The 21816-nt window shown below is 59.4% G+C and carries 19 protein-coding genes; 9 read left to right on the top strand and 10 right to left on the bottom strand.

Annotation, left to right across the window (positions count from 1 at the left end; all coding sequences use genetic code 11):
• Positions 1-49: 49 nt before the first annotated feature.
• The gene (locus AABB31_RS20200; protein WP_342076440.1) at positions 50-2980 is read left to right on the top strand and encodes a DNA/RNA non-specific endonuclease; all 2931 of its coding nucleotides are present in this window, start codon (positions 50-52) and stop codon (positions 2978-2980) included.
• Positions 2977-4767 carry a serine protease gene (locus AABB31_RS20195; protein WP_373635237.1) on the top strand — a complete coding sequence of 597 codons (1791 nt, stop codon included), beginning with the start codon at positions 2977-2979 and terminating at the stop codon, positions 4765-4767. Before AABB31_RS20200 ends, AABB31_RS20195 begins: the two co-directional genes overlap by 4 nt.
• A gap of 648 nt (positions 4768-5415) precedes the next feature.
• Here AABB31_RS20195 and AABB31_RS20190 read toward each other — a convergent pair.
• Positions 5416-5847, bottom strand: a complete 432-nt coding sequence (locus AABB31_RS20190; RefSeq protein ID WP_342076442.1) for a GNAT family N-acetyltransferase — start codon at positions 5845-5847, stop codon at positions 5416-5418.
• A gap of 22 nt (positions 5848-5869) precedes the next feature.
• Here AABB31_RS20190 and AABB31_RS20185 point away from each other — a divergent pair, with 22 nt between their 5' ends.
• The 6 genes from AABB31_RS20185 to AABB31_RS20160 all read left to right on the top strand — a co-directional run bounded on the left by AABB31_RS20185 (position 5870) and on the right by AABB31_RS20160 (position 10521).
• The gene (locus tag AABB31_RS20185) at positions 5870-7099 is read left to right on the top strand and encodes a mandelate racemase/muconate lactonizing enzyme family protein (RefSeq protein WP_342076443.1); all 1230 of its coding nucleotides are present in this window, start codon (positions 5870-5872) and stop codon (positions 7097-7099) included.
• A gap of 60 nt (positions 7100-7159) precedes the next feature.
• Positions 7160-7765: a TetR/AcrR family transcriptional regulator gene (locus tag AABB31_RS20180; RefSeq protein ID WP_373635236.1), complete on the top strand. Its 606-nt coding sequence runs from the start codon at positions 7160-7162 to the stop codon at positions 7763-7765.
• Positions 7766-7852: 87 nt separating this feature from the next.
• Positions 7853-8533 (top strand): PspA/IM30 family protein, encoded by a 681-nt coding sequence (locus tag AABB31_RS20175; RefSeq protein WP_342076445.1) that lies wholly within the window; start codon positions 7853-7855, stop codon positions 8531-8533.
• Positions 8534-8563: 30 nt separating this feature from the next.
• Complete coding sequence (locus AABB31_RS20170; protein WP_342076446.1) at positions 8564-8845, top strand: hypothetical protein; 282 nt, start codon at positions 8564-8566, stop codon at positions 8843-8845.
• A 96-nt stretch (positions 8846-8941) separates the two neighbouring features.
• Positions 8942-9583 carry a lysophospholipid acyltransferase family protein gene (locus AABB31_RS20165; RefSeq protein ID WP_342076447.1) on the top strand — a complete coding sequence of 214 codons (642 nt, stop codon included), beginning with the start codon at positions 8942-8944 and terminating at the stop codon, positions 9581-9583.
• A complete protein-coding gene (locus AABB31_RS20160; RefSeq protein ID WP_342076448.1) occupies positions 9580-10521 on the top strand; it encodes a phosphatidate cytidylyltransferase in 942 nt (313 codons plus the stop codon). Before AABB31_RS20165 ends, AABB31_RS20160 begins: the two co-directional genes overlap by 4 nt.
• Here the strand turns inward: AABB31_RS20160 and AABB31_RS20155 are convergent.
• From AABB31_RS20155 to AABB31_RS20125, 7 genes are read right to left on the bottom strand one after another with little or no spacing between them, the layout of a single operon-like run.
• Positions 10512-11270, bottom strand: a complete 759-nt coding sequence (locus AABB31_RS20155) for a glycosyltransferase family 2 protein (protein ID WP_373635235.1) — start codon at positions 11268-11270, stop codon at positions 10512-10514. The genes AABB31_RS20160 and AABB31_RS20155 overlap by 10 nt on opposite strands.
• Complete coding sequence (locus tag AABB31_RS20150; protein WP_342076451.1) at positions 11267-12187, bottom strand: glycosyltransferase family 2 protein; 921 nt, start codon at positions 12185-12187, stop codon at positions 11267-11269. The genes AABB31_RS20155 and AABB31_RS20150 overlap by 4 nt, the downstream gene beginning before the upstream one ends.
• A complete protein-coding gene (locus tag AABB31_RS20145) occupies positions 12184-12726 on the bottom strand; it encodes an acetyltransferase (protein WP_342076452.1) in 543 nt (180 codons plus the stop codon). Before AABB31_RS20145 ends, AABB31_RS20150 begins: the two co-directional genes overlap by 4 nt.
• Positions 12723-13856 (bottom strand): glycosyltransferase, encoded by a 1134-nt coding sequence (locus AABB31_RS20140; protein WP_342076453.1) that lies wholly within the window; start codon positions 13854-13856, stop codon positions 12723-12725. Before AABB31_RS20140 ends, AABB31_RS20145 begins: the two co-directional genes overlap by 4 nt.
• Complete coding sequence (locus AABB31_RS20135; protein ID WP_342076454.1) at positions 13853-14428, bottom strand: acyltransferase; 576 nt, start codon at positions 14426-14428, stop codon at positions 13853-13855. The genes AABB31_RS20140 and AABB31_RS20135 overlap by 4 nt, the downstream gene beginning before the upstream one ends.
• On the bottom strand, positions 14418-15782 hold the full coding sequence (locus AABB31_RS20130; protein WP_342076455.1) for an O-antigen polymerase: 1365 nt from the start codon (positions 15780-15782) through the stop codon (positions 14418-14420). Before AABB31_RS20130 ends, AABB31_RS20135 begins: the two co-directional genes overlap by 11 nt.
• Positions 15767-17026, bottom strand: a complete 1260-nt coding sequence (locus tag AABB31_RS20125) for a hypothetical protein (RefSeq protein WP_342076456.1) — start codon at positions 17024-17026, stop codon at positions 15767-15769. The genes AABB31_RS20130 and AABB31_RS20125 overlap by 16 nt, the downstream gene beginning before the upstream one ends.
• Positions 17027-17157: 131 nt before the next feature.
• Here AABB31_RS20125 and AABB31_RS20120 point away from each other — a divergent pair, with 131 nt between their 5' ends.
• Complete coding sequence (locus tag AABB31_RS20120; RefSeq protein WP_373635234.1) at positions 17158-19194, top strand: GumC family protein; 2037 nt, start codon at positions 17158-17160, stop codon at positions 19192-19194.
• Between the two features lie 28 nt (positions 19195-19222).
• On the opposite strand, the gene AABB31_RS20115 is transcribed toward AABB31_RS20120, so the two are convergent.
• Together AABB31_RS20115 and AABB31_RS20110 are read right to left on the bottom strand one after the other, a co-directional pair.
• A complete protein-coding gene (locus AABB31_RS20115) occupies positions 19223-19759 on the bottom strand; it encodes a YjbF family lipoprotein (RefSeq protein ID WP_342076458.1) in 537 nt (178 codons plus the stop codon).
• Positions 19756-21795: a YjbH domain-containing protein gene (locus AABB31_RS20110; RefSeq protein ID WP_342076459.1), complete on the bottom strand. Its 2040-nt coding sequence runs from the start codon at positions 21793-21795 to the stop codon at positions 19756-19758. Before AABB31_RS20110 ends, AABB31_RS20115 begins: the two co-directional genes overlap by 4 nt.
• Positions 21796-21816 lie beyond the last annotated feature (21 nt).

Raw genomic sequence — 21816 nt, 5'->3', positions numbered from 1 at the left:
CATGCGCCTCGTGCTAAGCTTTTTCCATAATTTATGAGGATTTTATAACATGAATTTCGATGAAAGCGTATTGGAAGGGCCCGGGCTGACCTGGCACAAGGCTTATCTTTTGGCCAAAGCCTGTGAGCTTAGCTACGAGACAAACCCACAAAAGGTCCACGACGTCTTAAGCGCAAGCTGGCAAATGGCACCGCGGGTTTTTTCTTTTGGAAACACGCAAGGATTTACGGCGGTCGGCAACAAAGTCGCGATCGTCGCTTTTCGCGGTACGCAAGGTCTGAGCGATTGGGGCAGCAATTTGCGTATTCCCTCCGCCGCACACCCCGCAAACGGAGGTCGCGTTCACAGCGGTTTTCTGGCGCAGTGGCAGGCGGCTGAAGATGAGGTCAACGCGACACTAGCCCGGCTCAACGGCACACGGTCGATCTGGATCACCGGTCATTCCCTTGGGGGCGCTGTGGGCCTCATGGCGGCCATCGCGCAATCTGGCGGCAACCTTGACGGGCTCGTGACCTTTGGCCAGCCGCGTGCGTTAAAGCGGGACGCCGCTCGCGCCGCCGCAGCTCTTTTCGGGGATCGCTACGTTCGCCTAGTCAACAACCGGGACATCGTTGCGCGCATTCCGATAAGTTACACACACACGGGCGGTCTTATCCAGTTCGACGGACAAGGCAATCTGAAACAGGGACGTGCGCAGGCCGAGGGTCGCCTCGAAAGTAGCCAGACTGAAATAGATAACGGTCCCGGGGAATTGACTGATGAGGAAGAAGCGCAGATCGAGGCCTTCTTCCGAGCCAGCAACATTGGTCCGGATGGCAGACGCCAGACGGACACGGGACATGAGTTGGAAGGTCAGATCCCACTGATCGCCGATCACCGGATCGGCGAGTATGTGAAGCTGACAAACGCCCATGCCTTTCCGGCGGAGAGTCGACGCCCCGGTCGATCCGAGGCGCCATCGGCGGCGCGAAGTAGCACGTCGGAAAGTTCAGCATCCACCGCAAGCGCGCAAAGTCTGACCCGGCTTGGAAGCACATATGACGGGGCGGTGCACCGCGCCGCTCAGCGCTGGCAGTCGCACTTGGAAAGCAGCGATCCATCCGGACGGCGTGCCGAAAGTGCCATACCATCGGGAGACACGGATAGTCTCGCCGAACGACATCTCGAGGGCGCCCGTGGTGGCATTACCCCGCTTACCCCAGACGGTCGCGCACTGGAGGCCATCGTTCGAGCGGACTTGAGGCCCGCCTATTATATCCACCGCGATAAAGTAATGATGGCGGGGGTCGACAACCCTAGCGAGATTTTCGTCTCTGGCGCGGGCTTTGAAGAGCTGGCGCTTCTTCAGAAAAATCGCCCGATCCTTGAGCAAATGGCGACGGGAGTTGCGCGGATCGATATCTTCGGCTTCAGCGGCACTAATGTCGGCACCGGCTGGGTTGTGGAAGACGGTCGAACTCTGATCACCAACCGTCACGTGGCAGAACTTTTCGTACAGGGCGATGCCCGTTTCGGATGGGAGATTTTCCCAGGCATTCGCGTTGAGGCCAACACGCTCGCGCAAATCCAAACCATTCCGTCTGATATCGGCGGGCGAGACAGACCATTTGACGTCAAAATCGAAAGCGTTCTCTACGTCGCAGGCGCCAATGAGCCGGACTTCGCGATTCTGGAACTCAGTCAGGCTTTGGAGACGCAGCTTGAATTTGCGGATGTGCCTGCCGAACCCGAAGACCCTATTGCCGTCGTTGGCTATCCCGCTGAAGACACGCGCGATAATGATCAAGTACTCATGAAAATGTGTTTCGGCGATATTTATGATGTCAAGCGGCTGGCGCCGGGCAAAGTCACGTTTGGTGGAAACGGTATCAACGAGATCTTCCATGACGCCTCAACGCTTGGCGGCAACTCCGGCTCCCCTATCTTTGACATGAACGCGAAGGTCGTCGGGCTGCACTTCGCGGGCACCGAGAATGTCCGCAATTACGCGATTCCGGGTCACGTTGTGCAGGCGGCGCTTTCCTCCCTCAGGAGCGGTATTCACCTCGGGACACCCTCCACTGGTGCTGCACTTGTCGAGGACGCCACGGAGGCCCCAGCCAGTTCGTTCTCCGATCGCAACGGCTACGACGCGGCGTTTCTGGGCACCGACATACCCCTGCCCGTCGCCGAGAGTGATGAGCTAAAGGCCCAGCTCGCGCAGCTTGTGGACGGTTCCGGAATCGAATTGAAATATCGAAACTTCTCAGTCGTTCAGAACGGCGCGCGACGGTTGCCCATGGTGACAGCGGTCAATATCGACGGCACACGGCTCCGCCGCATACCGCGCAGCGACAGTTGGAAGATCGATCGCAGGCTGGCGAACGGCGATCAGGTCGGAAACCTGCTCTACAAACACAATCCGCTGGACCGTGGCCATATGGTGCGTCGGCTCGATCCGTGCTGGGCACCCGATGGGGCATCTGATGAGCTTGTGGCTCAGGCGCAATCGGACACGTATTTCTACACGAACGCAGCACCCCAGCATGAAGACCTGAACCAGAAGGACTGGGTAGGTCTTGAAGACTACGTCCTCGACAGTGCGGAAGACTTCGGGTTCAAAGCGTCGGTCTTTACCGGGCCGGTCTTTAGCGACGCCGACCGTCCTCTTCTCAGACAGGTCGGCGCGGAGGATATCGCAATCCCGGAAGAGTTCTGGAAGGTCGTGGTGATGCGCGACGCCGAAAGCGGGGATCTCGTGGCGCTCGGCTACGTCCTTTCGCACGGCCCAATGATTTCGTCCTTGTTGAAAGCCGAGTTCGTTTTGGGCGACTACAAGACCTACCAGGTGCCGATACGGCTGATTGCCGAAAAGACCGGCCTGTCATTTGGATCGCTCAGCAGTGTGGACCCGCTTGATACATCGGAGCCGACTGAATCGATGCAGTTCTCAACTTCTGTACGCCGTATTACCGGCCCTGGTTCGATCAGCTTCAAATGACACCGAAAGCCAAGATAGATGCGGCGCGTCAACGACTGGCTAAGGCCGAGACCCAGACGGTGCAGAAAGCAGCCGTAGAAGAGGTTGTTGGCATCATAAATACCATGGGCGCGGTCGCGGTTCACGAGGACCGCCCCGTCCGTGTGGCTCTAGCCAAGTTCCTCGACACGCTGGCCGGTCCCGACCGAAATGCGCTTTTGCTGGAAACCTGCGACCGGCTGCACGCTTTGGGTGTGAAAGACCCGATCATTGCCGCCTCCGCGGCACAAGCCCTCGTCGATCTGCGCGGTGCGCGGATCGGCGGGCCGTCAGCGGCGTTGACGCTATTGAAGGAGTGGGTCGATCCCGAGTACCCCGACCGCGCGCATCTGGCGGTGGCCTGCATGATGCGGGCTCGCGCGCACAAGGATTTGTATTACGAAGCTCTTGTGACCGATCGCCAATCAGAGATGGCGGTTCATGCGCGGGCCGCGTTCGCGGCTTACAAAACGGCCTTCCAGATGACGGAGAACGGGTTGTCCGAGGAAGATCGGGAAACGCGCGCCTGGCTGTGGCGTGGGCCCGCAGTCAATCTTCTGTCCATGGCGGCCGTGATGAAACACTACGGCATTGAGTTCTCGGACCCTTCTATCGATGACATCGATAAATGGCTGAAAAAGCATACAAAGAACACCAAAGCCCGAATTAACAAACGTCTCAAAAAGCGCAGCCGCAAAAACCAAATCGATGCCTGGGATCACGCGTCTCTGGCCGAGATCGAGATCGCAAATGGTGGCGATGCCAGCGCGGCCCAAGAGCATCTGAAGAATTACCTCAACGATCTGCGCGAAGAGCAAGGCGACGCGCAGCCGGACTTCAAATTCGCGGGAACGGTCCGCCAATTCTCCGAAATCCTGCGTTACCGAAATGACGGGTTCGAAGTCTTGCGCGCAGCGATGCGGGCCACGAGCTTCGAATTGCAACGTATCGTCGTGCTGACCCCAGACATGGTGCAGGAAACACTGGAGCTATCCCCTGAGGAGATCGAGGAAAGCCGAACCCTGCAAAGCAACTGGACCGGTGATAAGCTGCATTCGATAAACCGGCTCATCTCGCTGGTGAATGCAGCGGGGAACATCGCCGAGATCTCCAACGACAATGGACGTCTAGGCACTGGTTTTGCTGTCAAGCTGGGGGAACTGCTGGGGGAATTGCGGCCAGAAATCGCTGAAAACATCGATCCGAACGAAGTCGTTCTGGTAACTTGCGCCCATGTCTCCACTTGGCCGGGCCAGTACAAGGACAGCGAACCACCGGAGCGTCTGGTCGCGCATTTTCATTATGCTGATGGCAAGCCGACGTTCGAGTTGGAGGAAGGTTGGACACATAATCCGGAGGCACCCGAAGACACCTGGCTTGACTACTCGGTATTACGGCTGAAGGGAACTGGGACTTACCCCCCAGGCTTGACGACGTCCATCCTCCACGAGACACCAGCGGCAAATATCGGAGAGGGAGCTTTCGTGATCGGCTTTCCACAGAACGCATCGGTGATGTCCGTTGCCCTGGAACACAACAAGATACTTGAGCCCTTGAACGATGCGACAAAGGCCCGTGAAGTTCTCTATGAGAGTGCGACTGACCATGGCAGTTCGGGTGCACCAGTGCTCCGCAGCGGAGCCTCCGGCCTCAAGGTTTTCGCGGTTCACTATTCTGCTCTTGGGTGGCGCCGCGCAAATGCTGGGGTCTTGCTTTCGCGTGTCCGCGAGTCCATCGCAGAGCAGTTGGCGCAACGGCACTCGGAGTAATATTGCCGCCAGCAACGCCACGGGCTGACGGCCAAGACACACAGACGCCGTCCATTTTCCTAACTTTTTGCTGACATACTCACAACGTTCGACGATTTACCCTTCGCAACTGACGCCCGGCTCGCAGGCGCATCCTGTGTCCTGGCTCTTGGCACGGGACTGTTTGTCACGACTTTGGTAGCGACGTTTAGCTGGTTTGAGCGACGTATGCCCGGCAGCCAGCTTGTTCGCGCTGGCATAATTCTTTCGGTTGGCTGTGCCTTGTTCGATTATTTCGAAAACATGGGAATCGCAGCTATGATTTGGAGTTGGCCAGAGGTATCAATTGCTTTGGTGTATACCGCCAGTATCGCCACAATTGTTAAATCAGCCCTGACAACTTTGGCAGTACTGTTTGTGCTTCTAATCGGGCTTCTTTGGGTTCGTCTTCCCAAAGCGGACCTTTCTCCTTGAGCGGAACATGGCGGCAAAGTCCGCAGATACGGCATTTACGCTGATAAGCTGGACGCCGGGTTTGGATCGGGGTTGCGCCGTGCGGCCTGCTGACGGGATCTTATGTCCGGTCCATCGCTTGAAAAGTCCGCGACATTCCGCATGGACTTCGGGCCCAATTGCGGGTGCAGGTTTTTCGCATAACGGATTGTTTTGCTACAACCCATCATCCCAACCGAAATAGACACCTGCAACTTCGTCGCCATCCATGCTGCGATAGAGGGCCAGTGCGGGTGCGTTATCCTGCTCTGTTCCCAGCCAGATCCCCTGGCAACCACGCGCACGCGCGACTGCAAATAGATGCGCGGTCACCTGACGGCCGATACCCTGACGGCGATACGCGTCGCGGACGCCCACCTCGTTGACAAACATGCTGGGGGCCTTGTCCGGATGCAGCAGGACTGTGCCGGTGGCCATGCCCACGGCCAGCTCACCGTCAAATGCCAAAACGCATTCGTGCAAGGGGTCTTGCAGAAAAGCACGGGCCTGATCGGCGCGCATTGGTCCATCAAACAGTCCCTCGGGCACCGCCATCAACCTGTCAAAGTCATCTGGACCCAATGTCCGAAGCGTGATTGTGTTGCGCATGACGTTCTCCTGAAAGTCTCAGATGAAGCTTACTGACCTTGATATCATCGTAACAGCCCCACCCGCCCCGGGCTGGGGTGGGCGTTATTGGATCATCCCGAAGCTGACGACCGATACAGGCGTGATCGGATATGGGGAATGTTACGCCTCATCGGTTGGACCGGACGCGATGAAAGCCGTCATCGCGGATGTCTTCGCCCGGCACATGGCCGGCGAAAACCCCGAGAATATCGAGTTGATGTTTCGCCGCGCCTATTCGGCGGGCTTCACCCAGCGGCCTGACCTGACTGTCTTGGGCGCATTTTCGGGGCTGGAAATGGCCTGCTGGGACATCCTGGGCAAGGATCGCGACAGGCCGGTGCATGCGCTGATTGGCGGGCGAATGAATGACCGGATCAGGGCCTACACATACCTTTACCCGCGCCCGACCGATCCCCTGCCCGCCTTTTGGGCCAGTCCGGACATGGCCGCCGAGGTTGCATCCGACATGGTCGCACGCGGCTATACAGCGATCAAATTTGACCCCGCTGGCCCTTATACGATCCGTGGTGGGCATATGCCGTCGCTGCATGATCTGACCCTTTCGGTTGATTTCTGCAAGGCCATCCGCGGGGCGGTCGGCGATCGGGCGGATCTGTTATTCGGCACCCATGGGCAATTCAGCACCGGCGGTGCAATCAGGCTGGCCCAGGCGCTGGAGCCTTATCAACCACTCTGGTTCGAAGAACCGATCCCCCCAGATAACGTGGCCGAGATGGCAAAGGTCGCACAGGCCACGCGCATTCCCGTCGCAACCGGCGAACGGCTGACAACAAAGGCAGAGTTTTCCCAGATTTTGCAGCAGGGGGCGGCGACGATCCTGCAGCCCGCCCTTGGCCGTGCGGGTGGCATCTGGGAGGGCAAGAAAATCGCGACCCTTGCGGAAACATATAATGCGCAGCTGGCCCCGCATCTTTATGCCGGACCCGTTGAATGGGCCGCGAATATCCAGCTTGCCGCCGCGATCCCCAACATCCTGATGGCGGAAACGATAGAGACCCCGTTCCATGATGCGCTGATCAAAGGCAGCATCAAGGTCGAGAACGGCTATATCCCCGTCCCTGACAAACCGGGCCTGGGCATTGATTTTGACGAAGACCTCGCGCGGGCGCATCCCTACACCGGCGACGGGCTGCATTTGCAAATGCAGGAAGACCCGATCAGCTACCACCAGACAAACACCTTTGCAGGGGGCGCACCGGTCAAGACCTGAAAAGGGGTTTCATCCACCGGCTACGACGGCTAAGATGAACTACGTTCACCGGAGGAGCACATGGCAGGTAAAGTTGCAGCACGACGCGCGGCCTTGCGCGATAACCTGATTGATATTGCCGAACGCACCATTGCAGGCGATGGATTGGCCGCGTTGCGCGCGCGCGATCTGGCTGCCGAGGCGGGCTGTGCGGTCGGCGCCATCTACAACGTCTTTGGCGATCTGACCGATCTGGTCCTCAGTGTGAACGCCAGAACCTTTCAACGGCTAGGCGCCGATGTGGCCGAGGCGTTGGCTGATGCGCCGCAGGACCCGGTCGAACAATTGGTGATCATGGCACAGGCCTATCACCGGTTTGCCGCACAGAACCACAACAGTTGGCGGGCCCTGTTCGAGGTCGAACGCGCGCCCGGCGAAGACGCCCCGGACTGGTATCTGCACGAGATGGGGCAGCTCTTTGCCTATATCTCGGATCCGTTGGCCGTTATCTTTCCGTCCCGCAGCCCTGAAGACCTGGCACTTTTGACGCGTGCATTGTTTTCATCGGTACATGGGATTGTACTTTTGGGGCTTGATCAGGCCTCATCCGGGGTCCCGACCTCAGATATTGACCGCATGATCGGCCTTGTTTTACGGCAACTCACGGCCTCATCCGAAAAAAATTGAACATTGTTCAACTTTTTACTTGCCTAGACCGCAAAACATCCCTACCTCTAATTCATGAACAACGTTCACGATATTGGAGATACTCAGATGTTCAAGACATTGGCGACATTGATACACGGACAGAACGCACGGGCAGAAGACCGCGTGCGCGATGCATTTGCGATTGAACTGATTGATCAGAAAATCCGCGAAAGCGAAAACAGCCTGCGAGCCGCCAAAGGCACATTGGCCAGCCTTATTCAGCGGCAACGTTCCGAAGAAAAGCAGCATGCTGCATTGAAATCGCGGATCGCCGATCTGACCGAACGCGCCAAGGAGGCGTTGGATAACGACCGCGAAGACATGGCAGCCGAGGCTGCGCGCGCCATCGCGTCAATGGAAAACGAAGTCACCTTGCGTGAAACCACGCTGGACCGTCTGGACCAGAAAGTCCTGCGCCTGCGCGGCTCTATTGAAAGCGGTCATCGCCGCATCATCGACCTTAAGCAAGGGGCAATCCAGGCAAGGGCGGTCCGTCGCGAGCAGCAGATACAATGCCGCATGGCCGCCAGCGGGGTCGTCTCGGGCAGCGTCGAGGAAGCCGAAGAGCTGATCGCACGCGTGCTTGGCAAGGACGATCCGTTCGAGCGCAGCGAAATTCTGGCCGATATCAATCACGAGCTTGATGGCGGCACGATCACCGACCGTATGGCCGATGCCGGATTTGGTGCCGCCACGAGATCGACCGCTGACGACGTCTTGTCACGCCTCAAATCATCCAAAAAATAACCCCCAAATACCTCGATAGGAGTAACTGAAATGAACCCGACACGCTCTGACAATGCCCTGATCATGTTCTTTAACGGCGCGGCCGTGGTGGTCGCTTATGCCATGCTTGGTCTGTCTCTTTATATGTCGCCCGACGTCCCGCTTTCGACAAAAGGATATTGGGGCATTGGTATTCTGCTCTTGACGCTCGCGCTGGTGAATTTTGTCAAATACCGGTTCGATGACCGCCTGTCCGAAGACCGCATCATGCGGATCGAAGAGGCCAAGAACGAAAAACTGCTTTCGGATTATGTTGGCGACGACAAGATCTGATCATGCCAATCACGCCCCCGGCAGCCATCTGGTTATCGGGGGCGTTTGACGCCTGCCCCCTTTCCAAATCCCACTTGCTTCGCCAAAGTTCATCCCATGAGTTTCATACGCCAGTTCGCCGCCCGTATCGTGGGCCAATCCATTCGGATCTTTGCGCGCGCCGTCACGGCCGTCAGGGCCGACTGGCAAGGGATCGAACCCGTGCCCAAGCAACGGGTCTATTTCGCCAACCACACCAGCAATGGTGACATGCCGATGATCTGGGCCTGCCTGCCGCCCGCCATGCGCCGTACCGTTCGGCCCGTCGCGGCGGCGGATTACTGGCTGAAGAACAAAATCCGCGCCTTTGTCGGACCCGAGGTTTTCAATTGCGTGCTGGTTGATCGCCGCCCCGAGGTCAAAGACAAGCCAATGGACAAGATCATTGCCGCACTCGACGAAGGGTCGTCGCTGATCATTTTTCCCGAGGGCAATCGGAACATGACCGACGACCTGTTGCTGCCCTTCAAAGCCGGCCTTTACAATATGGGTGTGGCCCGACCAGACGTTGATCTGGTGCCGACCTGGGTGGCAAATCTCAACACGATCATGCCCAAGGGCGAGGTGATCCCGCTGCCCTTGATCTGCACCGTCACATTCGGCGCACCGATCCATGTCGCCGAGGGCGAAAGCAAGGATGATTTCCTCAAACGTGCCTCTGACGCGCTGGCTGCCCTCGCCCCGGAGGAGCGGTCATGAACGAGACTACCAACGACATTCTGCTGCTGGCATTCGGCAGCTTTGGGATCCTGATTGCATTGACCTTCGTGGGCGAGGTTCTGCGCGCACGTGAAGAGCCGGGTTTCGTCAATCCGATCCTCGATACCTACATGACCCGCGTGCAAAGCTGGTGGGGCATGGTCGCCTTTGTCGGGATTGCCCTGTTGATGGGCAAGATCGGGGTGATGGTCCTGTTTGCCTTTGCGTCTTTTGCCGCTCTGCGCGAATTTCTGACCCTGACGACCAAGGCCAAGGCCGACCACCTGTCACTGGCGCTGGCCTTTTTTGTGGTCCTGCCGCTGCAATACGTCTTTGTCGGCCTCGGGTGGGACGGGCTTTATACCGTTTTCATTCCGGTTTACGCCTTTCTTTTGCTGCCCATCGTATCAGCGCTTCGCGGCAATACCGACCGCTACCTGATCCGCGTCGCCGAGACGCAATGGGGTCTGATGATCGCCGTTTTCTGCGTCAGCCACGTGCCCGCGCTGATGACGCTGGAGGTCGAGGGCCACGAGGACCGCACAGTTCTGATGATCGCGTTTCTGGTCATGGTCGTGCAATTGGGCGATCTGCTGGAATATTTCTTTGGGCGCCGGATCGGCAAAACCTGCATCGCCAATCACCTTTCGCCCAAAACATGGGAGGGCGTGTTTTGCGGCGTTGTCTGCGCCGCGATTATTGGCGGGCTGTTAAGCTGGATCACCCCGTTCGGGGTATTGGGGGCCATGGCCATGGCCGCTGCCGCATCGCTGGTCGGCATGTTCGGCAGCCTGGTATTCGCCGCGATCAAACGGGACCGGGGGGTCAAGGATTGGTCACATCTGATCCCGGGTCAGGGCGGCTTTGTCGATCAGCTGGACAGCGTGATCTTTGCAGCCCCGATCTTCTACCACTTCACCAAGTTCTTTTACGCCTGAGGCGGCCGTATCCCGAATTGTGGAAGCTTTGAGAGGTTCTTGGCCATCAACGTGCCAAACCCGCCCACCTTGTGCCGGCGAATGGCGCGGTAATCCTCGCGGCTTTTACGCAGCATATGCGCAAAGGACTTGTTGCTGACCCCGCCGATCCGCATCCGCACCATTACCTGCGGGATATAGCCCAGGCGGATCTTGCCGCTGGTCAGCCAGCGCAACATGCTGTCATAGTCCCCCGAAATGCTAAAGGAGGTGTCGTACAGGCCTGCCCGCTCGAACACCTCGCGCCGCAGATAAAGCGTGGGATGCGGCGGCATCCACCCCCTTTTGAGCCGCGATTGCGAATATGATCCCGCCCGCCAATGCCGGATCACGCGGGTTGCATTGGCCCGCGCGACATATTGCAGATCGCCATAAACACCATCCAGACCGGGGTTTTCCAGCGCAGTCGCCACGTGACTGAGGACATCATCACTGGCCAGGTAATCGTCCGCATGAAGCAGCCCGATAACGTCGCCGGTCGCGCGGCTGATCCCGGCATTGATCGCGTCATAAATGCCCTTGTCAGGGGCCGATACCAGCGCCATCTGCGGATGCCCGTGGGATCGCAGATAATCCAGCGTTCCATCGGTTGATCCCCCATCCTGCACGATATGTTCCACATCCTGATAGGTCTGGGCCTTCAGGCTTTCGACGGCCTTGCCCAGTTCCGTGCCTCCGTTCATCACGGCGGTAACAACTGAAATTTTCATGCGGCGGCCTTTCTTTGGTTAGGGTGATGTTGGGGAATGGTGATGCCAAGCACATCGCGAATTGCCTGAACCGGGGTCAGGTTGCGCTGCCGCATCTGCGCCCGCACATCCCGCAGCTTTGCGTCAACAAGGTAGCGATACCAAAAGCCCTGCAGCACATGGAACGCGCGGGCCTCCGGCCCGTCGAGAAAACCCAGACGCAGGACATAACGATAGAAAAAATAGGCCCCCGCGCGGGCACCGGCAGGCAACCGGTTATAGATCTTTTCCTTGATCCAACGTTTGATAGATGCCTGCGATCCATCCGCGCTTGCGATACTGTCCATGGGCATAAAGGCAAATGTCTGGTTCAGAACATCCACCGCCTCGCGACTGGCATAGCTATTGTGCTTGGCGATCCACCAATCCAGCGGCTTGCGGTTGTCATCGACTATCCGGCCCGGCAGACGCGCCGTCGGACCGCTAACCATAATATGCTCATCCATCCACCGGTTCTCGCAGCGCCCTGCACCGTTCCGAAACAGCCGCAGCATCGGTGCCGGAAACAGCCCCCCATGCCGGATAGGCTGCCCCATAAAATGCATATAGCGGTCGATAAACAGCCCCTGCACCTCGGGCGGAACAGCGGCAAGCGCTGGGGTCAGGTCAGCCTCGAGGTATTCATCGGCATCAAGCCGCAGCACCCAGCCCGGTGCGTCACTTACCTGATCCAGCGCCCAGTTGAACTGGGTTGCATAATTGACCCAAGTGTTCTGCAAAACCTCCGCCCCGGCGGCGCGGGCCAGATCACAGGTTGCATCGGTGGAAAAACTATCGACGACAATCACCCGGTTGGCCGCCGCCGCGACACTGCCAATGGCGCGCTGAATATGTGCCGCCTCGTTATGGGTCAGGATGATCACGGTCAGCGCGGTCATCGGGCAGCCTTGATCTGCATCGGGTTGCCGACCCCGACACACCCCGCAGGCAAATCCTTCATTGCGACAGCGCGCGCACCCAACACCGCCCTGTCGCCAACCCTGACACCCGGCCCCACAAAAGCATCCGTACAGACCCAGGCATCAGCGCCGATATGGATCGGCGCCTTGATCAGCCGCCGCGCCGGATCGGCAAGGTCGTGACTGCCCGCGCAAAGATGCGCATATTGCGATAATGTGGCCCGCGCACCGATATGAATGTGGCCAAGCGCGTACAGGATGCAATGGTCACCTATGGCCGCCTGATCGCCGATCTGCAGATGCCAGGGCATCATGATCCGCACTGTCGGGTGGATGTGGACCCCGGTCCCGATCCGTGCGCCGAAAAGGCGCAAAAGCATCACGCGCCATCCCCAAAACAGGCGCGGACTGAACCGGAATACAGGCGCGCACAGCGCCCAGAGCACGCGGGCCGCTTGCGTCTTGCGCCCCCAGGATCGCTGCGCACGATTGGCGCGGATATCAACCTGCATGCTCATGCGGGCACCGGACGGCCAGCGCCGGACAACAGGTCACGATAGAGGCGGTAGAATGCATCAACCATCTGCGCTGGCCCAAACTCTGCCGCCATCCATTCACGCCCCTTCAGGCCCATATCGCGCAGGTCCATCCCGGACAGATCAGTGATCGCCGTGGCCAGATCGGTTTGCCGCAAATCAATGCAGGCCCCGCATCCGCGATGCGCCAGCCGCGCCCATGGGGTCCCTGTTGTGGTCAGGACCGGGCGGGCATGTGCAAGCGCCTCTGCCACCACGATCCCGAAATTTTCCGAATGGCTCGGCAACACCAGAAGGTCAGCTGCTGCAAAGGCTGCCGCCTTTTGGGGGCCATCGACGTGACCATGCAGCCAGATCCGGCCGCAATCTGTCGCGGCCCGGTCCCGCAAATGCTGCATATAGGCCGGATCGCCCGTCCCGTAGATATCCAGCGTTGTTGTGGGGGGCAGCGCAGCCATCGCATCGAGCAACAGATCAAGCCCCTTCTTGGGGTGCAATCTGCCCAGATACAAAAGGCGCAGGCCGGTCTTGGGGATAATCGGCGTGACCTCTTGCGGCAGATCAACGCAATTGGGGATGACCGTGCTGGCAACACCACGTAAATGCGGCACGCTCTGGCGTGCTTCGGCCTCGGACGTGGCGTGGAGGACAACCTGATCCGCGCGGACCATTTGCGCGAGGTTTGCAAAGGCCCGCTTGGCCCAGCGGTTCGGCGCATCAACCCAATCAGTTGTTGCCTGCAGCGCCCCGCGCGGTGACCAGACCAGTGGTTTTCCCATCAATCGGGCAAGCAGCAACGTGGGCAGGGTCGGAAAACTGTAGGTCGCCGTCAGGTGGACGACATCTGCCCAGGCTATGGCTTGCGGCAGCCTTGCCAGCAAGCCCGGCGCGATACTGTGCCCCGCGAGCCGATATGCGTAACGCACCGGATAGGGCAGCGGCACAGGCGTCAACCTGTCGCGCCATTTCGGACTGGCGGCATCCGTCGTCAGCATCCGCAATTGCACATCATTCCGGGCGGCAACCCCATCGCAGATCGCCTTGGTCGATTGTATCGGGCCACCCCAACGGGTTGCAGGATAAAACGCCGGAGAAACATGAAGGACCCTCATGCAGGCACCTCTGCCAGCATTTGCTTGCGGCCCAGAATGCGGGCGGGATTGCCACCAACGATTGCGCCGGGCGGGACATCGCGGGTGACGATTGCACCGGCACCGATCACGGCGGCGCGTCCGATCCGGCGGCATTGCGGCATGATGACAGCGCGCATGCCGATCCAGGCGTCCTCGGCGATTGTCTTGGGCAGGATTTCGGGTGCGGCACGCGGGTCCAGACCGTGATCATGGGTGTAGACAACCACTCCCTCGGAGATCAGAACCCCCGCGCCCAAGGTCAGACCGCCCGTGGTATCCAGATGGACATCGCGATTGATCTGTACCCGGTCGGCGATGATCAAAGGGGCCGCGTCGCATTCCGCCGATGCCGTGCAGCCGCGCCAGAAATAGCAATCGTCCCCCACGCTGACGATGTCGGGCCGTGCAAACCTGACACCGGGCTGAAACCACGACCTTTCCCCCACCGACGCCAGTGTTGATCGGTGCATTTGCGTGGCGGTCACCATCCCCAGCCGCCGTCCGGCTGCACTTGCGACCCTCGAAATCTGATGCATCTGCTTAAGCAACATAAAGACTGTTCCTTTCCCGGGATTGTGGCGATATCCAAAACCTGTAGCGGCGCAAGAACACCCAGATCAGCACCGCAAGCAGCACCAGCTGGGCAGCAGCGCCGACCACAAATGCGCTGAATGATGATTGCAGGCTGGCCTGTACAAACGGATAGAAAATCAACGGATAGGCCGCGAATGCGCCGTAACGGATCGCGCCGAATGCCGATAGCAACGCCGCCTCGCCCCAGCGATAGATCCAGCCCAGCGCAAAGCCCACAGCCACACCCAGCCAACTGAAATTTATGAAGGCCTCGCCCGGTCCGGTGACGTTGTAAGAGCCGCCCGAATAGACCTGCATGATCTCGCGTTTGAAAAATACGCCCAGGTCAATTGCGGGTTTGTCGGGCCAGAATGCGCGTGGGACCCAGCCAAAACTCCACCACAGATAGGATTGCCCCAGCATCAGATGCTGGGCCTCCACCCGGTCAGTGACCATCACCGCGGCATTGATATCCAGAAAATATGTCGATCCGACAATCTGGCGGCCCAGCATCTGCCAGACCAACGCCCGGTCAATTCCGAACCGCAATTGGGTCATATAGGCCGATACAATGCAAAGTGCGGCAATGCCCACCGCACAGACCACCATCAGACGCAGGTGCAACCGCCCCCCCAGGATCATATGCGTGGCCACCCCAAAAACGACAAGTTCGATCAAATCAAACCGGTCCGCCGAGATCAGCGCGATGCAAACCAGCAGCCCCGCGAGGATCGCTGCCTGCCAAAGTGATCGGCGCGCACCGGTGACGATCCCATGCCCCAAAAGCAGGACAAACGCGCATTCAGGGACCAGAAAGAAGCTTTTGATCCCGGCCATCATGGCCCCGATCCCATCAGCATTCACATTGATCTGCCGATCCTGGTTGAGCGCGGTCAGCACATCGAGGCTGAGCCACGACCCGCCCCGGGCCTGCAGGATAATACCCATCGTCACGACGCTGACGCCCAGCGCAACGGCAAAGAGCCACCCCCGCCGCACAACACCCGCCGCAACCAGCCGGGCGGCCACCACATTGTCAGAGCGCGAAACCGGGCTGCACGCACATCTGTAACCAAGGCAAATCACTAGCACAAAAAGCGTCAGATAAAGCGCGCCCAGCTGACTGCCCCAGGGCGTGTCGACAAAGCGCGCGTGAAACGCCAGATCGGGCGCAACAACGTATACGGCCGATTTCAACCCAAAGCCCAAAAAGCAAAAGATTCCAACAAGATGCAACGGGGAGACAAGCCGGACCAATCCGTACTTCTGCCCCAGATAAAGCGGCAGACCGGTCGCAATGGCCGCAAGCAGCAGGATCAGGAAAGCGTCCATTGCCGACCCTCCTGTTTGGCCCACAATGCGACGGCAGAGGTATCAATGCCCAGCCGGTGCCGGACCAGCACCCAGACCAGCGCACTTCCCAAAGAGATGCCCAGCACGTAAGCCCCCGCATGGGTGGCCAAATTCATCGGGGCGATGACGGCGATGACCAGATAGACGACAATGCTTGCCAGCCGCCCTATGGCGGCCACATGAGCAAGATGGCACAGCGTGGCAACGGTATAGCTGGCAGCCAAGCCGACCTGAACCGCAGCACCAAGCCCAAGAACAATAGCTGCGAGCAGCGCAGCCGGGCCCAGAAAATCTTGCGCAACGGCCTGAAAGAGCGACAATGCGACAATGCAGATCGCCAGCAAGGCCAGCCCGGGCAGCAGTGCAACCAGACTTGCCTGCCGGCTGGCAGCGCGCAAACCAGCCCGGTCGGCTGCACCAAATGCCGCAGCGATCGGAACCGCACTGACCCAGGTGGCAACCGATACTGGAAGCGCAATCAGATTGGTGATCCGCCGCAGCAGAACGTAAAGGCCGATATCCCCGCTCGACAACAGAAGACCACCAAGGATGATATCAACCTGCGCGGCCCCCATGCCAAGAACAGATGTGCTCCACATCGACAATGGCAGGATCGCCCCGCGCCCCGCCGGTCTGATGCACGCGAACCAACGCTCGTGCCGCAGGCACCAGAGCATTGCAATCACAACCATCCCGACCAGCACTACCGCCGCGGCGCCAAGCACGGCCTCGATCTGGCCGACCCCCAGGACTGCCCCAAGGCCAAGCGCCAGCACTGGCCCGGTATCGCGCAAAATCATTGACCACTGCATGCTGCCAAAGGCGCGCATGATACTGGCCAGACAGGTCGCCGCGTGGCACAGATATCCCACCAGCAGCACAATGCCCCACGGGATTTCAGGCCAGATGGCCGCAAGCGCCATCGCCCCGATCACAGCGAAAATTGCAGGGTAGACAAAGACGTAGGACAGCACGGCCAGCATTGTCAGACCCGCACCGCTGGACAGATCGCGCAACAGGATCAACGGGGCGCCCAAACCGATGATTGTCGCGCTGACCATCGCCATGGCCCAGACAACCATCAATTCACCGAAAAACGACAGGCCAAGCCACGCGGCCAGTCCGGCGACCACGGCAAAGTTGATCGCGACGATTGCACCGCGCACGAGGACGGCGCTGCTTGCCGGATTACCTATCAAACGCTGGCTTAACGCTCGGACCATGCCACCTCTATCCAGGTTCGGCGCAGCGTCCCTGCCGCACCAACCGCATTCAGTGGTCATTCATTGTGATTAATTTAAGGTTAACTGTTCTGTGGTGCTCTGACGGCAGGGCAGCACTGTCGCGGGGCACCATGGGAAAACTGGTCGAAGACAAAACGATGAAAATCCAGAACCTGTCGGCGGTGGAAATCCAACGGATTGAGCCGCTGGACATGCTGGGGCTGGTGCGCGCGGTCTGGTATGGCAAGCTGACCATCGCGATCAGCATCGCATTGGCGGTTCTGGCGGCCGGCTATTACGCATTTGCGGTGGCGCAGCCAAAATATGCGGCGACAACCACGCTCAAGATCGAAACGGGCGCGAACCCGATGGCAGAGGTCGAGCATCTGGCAACCGGTTTCAGCCCGGACCAGACCAGCCTGAATACCGAGGCCGCAGTTCTGCGTTCCAGACACCTGTTGGAACAGGTTGTCACCCGTCTGGATCTGACGGCAGACCCTGCATTCAACCGCTATCTGGTGCCGCGCGCGCCGTTGTCATTGATGGCCATGCGCGAGCGGCTGCGGGTCATGCTAAGCGGCAATGCGATTGCACCACCCGATGCAGCCGGGATCATCGACAAGACAATCGACAACCTTGCCAATGCGCTGCATGTCGGCACGTTGCGGGACACGCATATTTTCCAGATCACGGTCACCACAGGCAATGCCAGGCAGGCCGCCCAGATTGCGGATATGCTGGCCAATGTCTACCTCTCTGATCAGATCAGCGCCAAACAAGCGGCGACAGAGGCCGCCGTGAATTGGCTTTCCGCACGGGTCTATGATCTGCAACTGGAACTTGAGGCCAAGGAAACAGAGGTCAACGACCTGATCGCACGCAACAGGGCCAATGACACCGCCATTCTGGACGCGCTCAGCCGACAATCAGTCGAGGCTGACGAGCGCCTGCAAGCAGCCCGGCAAGCCTTGATCAGCGCACAGCTAAAGATGCAGGGGCTTGATGCGACCCCTGCCGGATTGGGATCAACCGCCCGCCCCAATCGGGCGCGGCTGCAGGCAGAAATAGAACGCTATGGCGAACAGACCGCCGCCCTTGAAATATTCCAAAGCAGTATCAACACGCAGCTGGCTGATCATTCGGCCAACCTTGTGGCCTTGCAACAGTTACGGCGCGAGGCCGACGCAACACGGGTCCTGTACGAAACATTCCTTGCGCGGTTGCAGGAAACCAGCATTCAGCGCGGGTTGCAGAATGCCGACAGCCGCATCCTGACCCAAGCCGCCCCGGGCAGATATGTCGGGCCACGTAAGGTTCTGATCCTGCTGATTGCGGCTGTTCTGGGTGGTCTGGCAGGCACCGCCATTGTGCTGATCCGCAACGGAATGAAGAACGGGTTCACGGACCCTGACGCGCTTGGCAATGCGCTGAACCTGCCCGTCTTCGCGCAGATCCCCCGGATCAACATGCGCAAACCGACCGAGCTGCTTGACTATTTGCAGGCCAAGCCCACCTCGGCCCTTGCTGAATTGATCCGTCACTTGCGCACGTCGCTTCTTCTGGCTGATCCCAGCCGGGTGCCGCAGGTGATCCTGTCGACCTCCAGCGTTCCGGGCGAAGGCAAGACCACGCAATCCATCGCGCTGGCCCATCATCTGTCCAATCTGGGCAAATCCGTGCTGCTGATCGAGGCGGATATGCGACAGCCCACCTTTCAGACCTATCTGCATTGCAGAGGAAGCGATCTGGCCGCCATCGTGACCGATGATCTGCCACTGGCACCCCATATCCGCAAAGACCCGCGTCTGCGCGCGGATGTGCTGCCTAGCGGCGGAATGACAACCAATCCGGCCGACCTTTTTTCCGATCAGGCCTTTGCCTCCTTCATGCAAAAAGTCCGGGCAGAGTATGATTTTGTCGTCATTGATGCCCCGCCCGTTCTGCCTGTTCCAGACGCGCGATTATTGGCGCAGCATTGCGACAGCGTACTTTACGCCGTGCGATGGGACAGTACCGATAGCCGGCTAGTACAGGCCGGAAAAGCTGCGCTTGAAACGGTGCATGTGCCCATTGCGGGGTTGGTCCTTGGGCGGGTGGATGCGCGTAAGGTGCATCGCTATGGGGATGCCAGCCTGGCCGATTACGGGCGTGCCTATTACCAGAATTGAACATCTTCATGGGCCGGGGTCGACGCGATTATCGGGCACGCGCCCCGGTGACCAGCGCACCCACCGGCTCTGACACCCATTGACGTGATCCAATCACTCGCCCTGCGCCATCGACACGGTAGCTGTTCTCAAAACGTCCCGCCGGGCTTTTGCAAGTTTCGCGATAGTCGCGGGCATCGGTTTTGCGCAACTGGCAACGCCAGTTGACGAAATCGAGCGCGAACGCCCCGGTCAGCCGGCTGATCCGCCGTTCATAAGACCCGCCCCCGCGGGCGATTGCAGTGCGCAAGGGGCTCACATCAGCTGTCATCATGTCATGCCCAAGACCCCGGGTCGCGACCAACAACCCGTCCCGGTAGGACAGTTGCACGCCATCCGCGCTGCGCCAGGTCGTGACGGCACCATTTTGCCCCACCTTTCGCAAGGTCGCCGCAACGCCCAGTTTTGGCGCAGCAACATAGATGACCGGTGCCGCACGACTGCTTTGATCAGGAACCGCATCCGGCGGGTCCATCTGCGACGAACAGGCACAAAGACCCAGAATAGCTGCATAAACCCATCTCATCGCCAGAACCGTCCCCAGCTTGCATCCGCATTTGCCTGGCTCAGCGGGCGGGTCACATCGTATAGGCGCCCTTCGATATTCAGACGGGCGCCGCCGTCGCGCGTGACCGGCCTGATCGTTCGTTCGACCATCGCCCGGGTCGGCGCGCCGCTGATCCAGGAAACCGGAATGCGCAGCTGAATGCCCTTGTCAAAAGACCCCTCGCCAAAATCCTCAAACGGCACGTCTGTCAGGGTGGCGAAGGCGCCAATCATCCAGCCATTGTCGAAACTGCGCGCGAATGTCAGCGTGCCGCCCCAATCGCCAGCCAGATAGCGCCCCGCATCCAACCGCACGTGATATCCGGCACCCATATCCCAATAGAGCGATGCATGACCGGATGTGACGTCGTAATCCAGTATGTCGAAATCGCTTTCGACATCGCGCTGGCGCACATGATTAAACTCTAGGCCCAAGGCAAACGGACTGTTGGGCGGCGACCAGAGCACCTCTGACGAGACACCGGCGAACATCTCCTCCAGCAGGCCAAAACTCAGGCGGGTTGTTACGCTGTCAGACGGCTGGGCGTACCACGCGGCCGTCAGATCAATCAGGTCCAAATCGCCCTCGCGATCATAAAGGGCAAAGTCGCTGCGCACGCGCGGCAGAATGGAATCCGACATGCGCGTTGCCTGATCAAGGTTACCAGTCACGCGCTGCCGCACGGTCCCGGCAAAGACGAGCCCTTGCACAGGCGACCACCTGCCATCCAGCGCGATGCCCAGATCAGCGCGCAGCGGATTGTCAGGATCAAAGAGGTTTGTTGTCAGATAGGGGCCGATGGACCAGTTCGGGGCTGTTCCACCGCGCGCGGGATTGCGGGAAATATCGCGACGCACAACCGTTCGGGCACGGACAGCCCCGGCCCCATCAAGGGCAAATTCATATCGGCCAAGATCGGCCCGATTGATCAAAAACGTCTCACCGGCCACACCATTTTCTACTAACGTAATTTCAAAGGCAGACACGCCCGCCGGCGCATGTGCGGTCAGAATGCGGGCGGCCCGCCCGATCGCCTGCGCCGAGGCAATATAGCGGTCATTGGCAATCGCAACATGCAATCTGGCGCCCTGTCGGGACAGGCCCTGCAAGGTCATCCCGTCAGCGGCCAGATCACGGCGCAATCGCGCCTTGTCCAGATCAGCCATGCGCGGCGTTGTGACGACCGGCACGGGCCCGGTATCATAACCGCCACCATGCCGCGACTGACCGGGATTAATCGCATAGGATAATTGCGCGCCGATTTCGGCCCCATACAGGTAATATACCGACAGATGCAGATTGGGGCGCAACGCATAGCTTAGCCCGGCATTAATCTGCGACTTGCGATCAAACGACACGCCATCCTCGAACGGATAGGCATCAGAAGAATATTCAAGCACCGCCTCTGCGCGCCGGGTCATCTGCCAATGCACACCGCCAAACGGGGCAACATCACCCGAAAAAAACGTATTCCGGGTGACATTCCCGCCCTGGGCCAGATCCCTGATCGGGCGGTCGCCAAACGGGGCGCCAATGGCCCCGACCCCGGAAAGACGCCCCCAGCCCAAACCACCGGTCACCGTGACACCGGGGCGCAGCGTTTTGCTAGCAACAACGTATTCGCTGCTATAAATCCCTGTCCCCAGAAAATCATTCAGCCCGACAGCAATAGCGGGCCACCGGGCTGTTTCATCCGACAAACGGTAATGCAGTGCGAAACTGCGATCCAGAACGCGATCATAGATCAGGCCGTTCTGTGCGCGAACACCATTTAGCCCGGCATAACGAAAGCTGGCGGAAAGGCGGGGGGCAAGCTGAAAGGTCGCGGTGCTGCGGGTCTGGTCGGCAAAGTGACTGACGGTAAAGGCCAGTTCCGCATCCGGCGCGGAACGGGCGGTTGGCAGGTCAATCAGGCCCGGGGCGCCGTAGGTGTTATAGCGAAAGCCCGCCTCGTCTGCGGCAACGGCTTGCGCTGCAAGGCCAGCCAAGATCGCCAAGTACAGGCCTTTTTGCATCCCAACCCCTTCTTCCGCCCG

The sequence above is a fragment of the Yoonia sp. SS1-5 genome (assembly GCF_038443705.2).
Classification (GTDB): domain Bacteria; phylum Pseudomonadota; class Alphaproteobacteria; order Rhodobacterales; family Rhodobacteraceae; genus Yoonia; species Yoonia rhodophyticola.
The sequence above is the reverse complement of the archived record's forward strand: the minus strand, read 5'-3'. Positions and strand labels throughout refer to the sequence as shown.